The organism is Jatrophihabitans sp. (assembly GCF_036388195.1).
Lineage (GTDB): Bacteria > Actinomycetota > Actinomycetes > Mycobacteriales > Jatrophihabitantaceae > Jatrophihabitans_A.
The window spans coordinates 1-2,854 of sequence record NZ_DASVSG010000017.1 but is presented as its reverse complement, the minus strand read 5'-3'; the positions used below and the strand labels follow the sequence as shown (position 1 = coordinate 2,854).

3 protein-coding genes are annotated in these 2,854 nt (G+C 70.4%); 2 read left to right on the top strand and 1 reads right to left on the bottom strand.

The window, feature by feature from the left end; all coding sequences use genetic code 11:
* On the top strand, positions 1–823 hold an 823-nt coding region (locus tag VF612_RS01175), incomplete at its 5' end, for an amidohydrolase family protein (protein WP_408658017.1).
* Positions 824–870: 47 nt separating this feature from the next.
* Complete coding sequence (locus VF612_RS01170; protein ID WP_408658016.1) at positions 871–1,566, top strand: phosphoribosyltransferase; 696 nt, start codon at positions 871–873, stop codon at positions 1,564–1,566.
* Positions 1,567–1,580: 14 nt separating this feature from the next.
* Here VF612_RS01170 and VF612_RS01165 read toward each other — a convergent pair whose 3' ends face one another.
* A complete protein-coding gene (locus tag VF612_RS01165) occupies positions 1,581–2,540 on the bottom strand; it encodes an LLM class F420-dependent oxidoreductase (protein ID WP_408658015.1) in 960 nt (319 codons plus the stop codon).
* Positions 2,541–2,854 lie beyond the last annotated feature (314 nt).

The window sequence follows — 2,854 nt, the reverse complement described above, 5'->3', positions numbered from 1 at the left end:
CAACCTGAGCAAGCTGGCCGCGGAACTGCACGCCGCCGGGGTGACCACCTTCGAATGCAAGTCCGGCTACGGCCTGGACCTGGCCACCGAAGAGCGCTCGGTGAGGATCGCCGCCGAGCAGACGTCTGAGGTGACCTTTCTCGGTGCGCACGTGGTGCCGGCCGGCATCGACCGCGGCGACTACCTCGACCTGGTGTGCGGGGAGATGCTGGCCGCCTGCGCCCCACATTCCCGCTGGGTGGACGTGTTCTGCGAGCAGGGCGCCTTCGACGTGGACGAGAGCCGGGCGGTGCTGCGGGCCGGGATGGCCGCCGGCCTCGCGCCCCGGCTGCACGCCAACCAGCTGACCGCTGGCGGCGGGGTGGCGCTGGCGGTCGAGCTGGACGCCGCGAGCGCCGACCACTGCACCCATCTGTCCGCCGCCGACATCGACGCCCTCGCCGGGTCCGCGACGGTCGCGACGCTGCTGCCGCTGGTCGAGTTCTCCACCAGGTCGCCCTATCCGGACGCCCGCGGCCTGCTCGATGCCGGGGCGACGGTGGCGCTGGCCACCGACTGCAATCCCGGCTCCGGGTTCTCCACGTCCATGCCGCTGGCGATCGCGCTGGCCGTCCGGGAGATGCGGATGACCCCGGCAGAGGCGGTGTACGCGGCCACCGTGGGGGGCGCGAAGGCGTTGCGGCGCGACGACATCGGCCGGCTGGCGGTGGGTATGCGGGCCGACCTGGTGGCGCTGGACGCGCCCAGCTACCTGCACCTGGCCTACCGTCCCGGCGTCCCGCTGATCCATCGCGTGTGGGTGGCCGGCGAAGAGGTCCGTTAGATCAGCTGCCCCTTGGGCGCGCCGCCGATCAGTGCTTGGCTGGAGAGGTGCTGCATTCTGGGGACGGCCGGCCGTACGCCGATCGGGCCGAAGCTGGCGCCGTGCTGGCCGCGCAGCTGACTCAGCAGCTGGCCGGCGACGCCGACCTCGACCGGCTGCTGGTGCTCGGCCTGCCGCGTGGCGGCGTCCCGGTCGCCGGCCCGGTGGCGCGCAGCCTGAGAGCGCCGCTCGACGTGCTGCTGGTGCGCAAGGTGGGCCTGCCCGAGCAGCCGGAGCTGGCGATGGGCGCGGTGGCGGCGATCGGCGACCAGACCGTGGTGGTCCGCAACGAGCCGGTGCTGCGGCAGCGCCGGTTGCCGCCGACCGAGTTCGCCGCGGCCTGCAAGGCGGAGCTGGAGACCCTGCACCAGCAGGCTCTTCGCTACCGGGGGACCCAGGAACCCCTGGAGCTGGCCGGACGACCGGTGATCGTGGTGGACGACGGGCTGGCCACCGGCGCCACCATGCGCGCCGCGGTCGCGACGCTGCGCGCGGCCGGCGCCGGCCGGCTGGTGCTGGCGGCGCCGATCGGCTCGCCGCGGGCCTGCCAGGCGCTGGCCGACTCGGTGGACGCGCTGGTCTGCCCCTGGCAGCCTCCGGACTTCCGGTCGGTCAGCCAGGGCTATCGGGACTTCGGGCAGATCAGCGAGGCGACGGTGATCAGCATCCTGGCCGGCTCCGGCTCCGGCCTCGGTTCCGGCTGAGCAGTTGAGCGGGCTCAGCCGAACCGGCGCGCGACCGCCTCGGCCCGGGCCACCAGGTCCAGATCATGCGCCACGCCGGGCACGTAGAAGATGATGTAGTCAGCACCCGCCGACAGCGCGGCATCGACCCGGGACGCGATCTCGTCCTCGCCGGCGATCACGGTGTTGGCCGCGAACTCGTCGAAGTCGATGCCGCCGCGGGCCTTCTCGGTGGCCGCCTTGGGATCGTCCCCGGCATCGAGCGGGAACACGTTGAGGTTGGTGGACTTGATGATCTCGTCGTAGTTCCGGCCCACCGTCTGGCAGTGCTGCTTCAGGATCGCCAGCTTGTCGGTGATCGTCGCCGGGTCACCGCCGCCGACGTTGGCAGCGTTGCCGTACTGGGCGACCAGCTTCAGGGTGACCTTCTCGCCACCGCCGCCGATCCACAACGACGGGTGCGGCTGGCGGACGCCCTTGGGCTCGTTGATCGGCTTGTCGACCGAGTAGTACTTGCCGCTGAACTGGTACTCGTCCTGGGTCCACATGCCGACCACGATCTCGACGGCCTCGCGGAAGGCGCCCATCCGGTCCTTGAGCTCAGGCCACTCGTAGCCGTAGGCCTTCCACTCGTGCTCGTACCAGCCGGCGCCGATCCCGGCGTACAGCCGGCCGTTGCTGGCCACGTCCACGGTGGAGGAGATCTTGGCGTAGAGCGCCGGGTTGCGGTAGCCGTTGCAGCCGACCATCTGGCCGATGTTGACCCGGCGGGTGTCGCGGGCCAGCGCCGCGGTGGCCGTCCAGCACTCGAAGGTCGTCTCGGTGCTCGGCCGCGGCACGGTGTGGAAGTGGTCGTAGAGCCAGATCGAGTCCCAGGACCCCGCGTCGGCCGCCTTGGCGACCGCCGTCATCGCCTCCCACTGCTCGACCGGGTCACCGATGCCGACCAGGTCCATCCGCCAACCCTGGGGTACGAAGATTCCGAAGCGCGTCATGAGCACAAGTCTGCCGCAGTCGGGAGTGCTCAGTTGGAGGGGGTTGGCTAGCTCAGGACTTGGGCTTATTTAGGTAATCGCGACCTCAGAGCACCGCCGCGAACGGACGAGTCCCACTCGCGATCGCGCTTCACAATTTCATAATTGCCAGGACTGCTCGCGACGGCCATTAGCGTCCGTCCAACGACACGACACCACCACGTCACCCGACCGGATCATCACGAGGTCATGTGAAAACGACTTGTTCTTATCTAGTTCGAGCAGAGTCCAAGGGCCTTCAGTGATGGTCGGGCGGCTGCCGACGGTCGCCACCG

Coding starts and splice junctions, on each gene's coding strand:
- VF612_RS01165 (WP_408658015.1), bottom strand. CDS start 2,540: ATGACGCGCTTCGGAATCTTCGTACCCCAGGGTTGGCGGATGGACCTG.